We start from the raw sequence: 562 nt of genomic DNA, 5'->3' as shown, positions 1-562 counted from the left end.
TTCCTGCTGGAAGACCCTGGCTTGGCCGTCGCTATTCTGGGTCGACTGCGCTCGATAGGCCTTCGGGTCTCGCTCGATAATTTCGGCACCGGCCAGAGTTCGCTGAAAAACCTGCGCGACCTCCCAATCGACGAACTCAAGTTGGACCGATCCTTCATCACGCCGATGAGAGACAACCCGATGGCAGCCGCGCTCGTCAGCTCCACGATCGATCTCGCTCACAGCAGCGGCCTCAGAATCGTGGCTGAAGGGGTTGAAGACAGCGCGATAGTTGAGGCTCTGACCCGATACGGCTGCGATGAGGCGCAGGGGTATCTGATGTCTCACCCGGTCTCCCCCGATGAACTGAGCAATTGGCTTACCGGGCGTCGTCGAGCTCTCCAAAAATCCGCTTCCTCCTCGGATTTCACCGACTTCCACTGGTAGAACCCGACACGTCTGAAACTTCAGGGAGTCCGACGTCAGCTGACAGCCTTCGCCAGCAGGGCGACGAGTCGTTTCCGATCGGTGGCGGTCAGCGTGGTGACGACATAAGAAAGCGGCCAGAAATTACCGTCGTCGA

At 58.9% G+C, this 562-nt stretch carries 1 protein-coding gene; it reads left to right on the top strand.

Annotated elements, in window-relative coordinates; all coding sequences use genetic code 11:
* A partial coding sequence (locus JF66_RS18320) for an EAL domain-containing protein (RefSeq protein WP_156109912.1) occupies positions 1-426 on the top strand: 426 nt, incomplete at its 5' end.
* Positions 427-562 lie beyond the last annotated feature (136 nt).

Origin of the sequence: Cryobacterium sp. MLB-32 (assembly GCF_000738085.1) — a bacterium.
Taxonomy (GTDB): Bacteria; Actinomycetota; Actinomycetes; order Actinomycetales; family Microbacteriaceae; genus Cryobacterium.
This window is presented reverse-complemented; position numbering and strand designations above follow the sequence as displayed.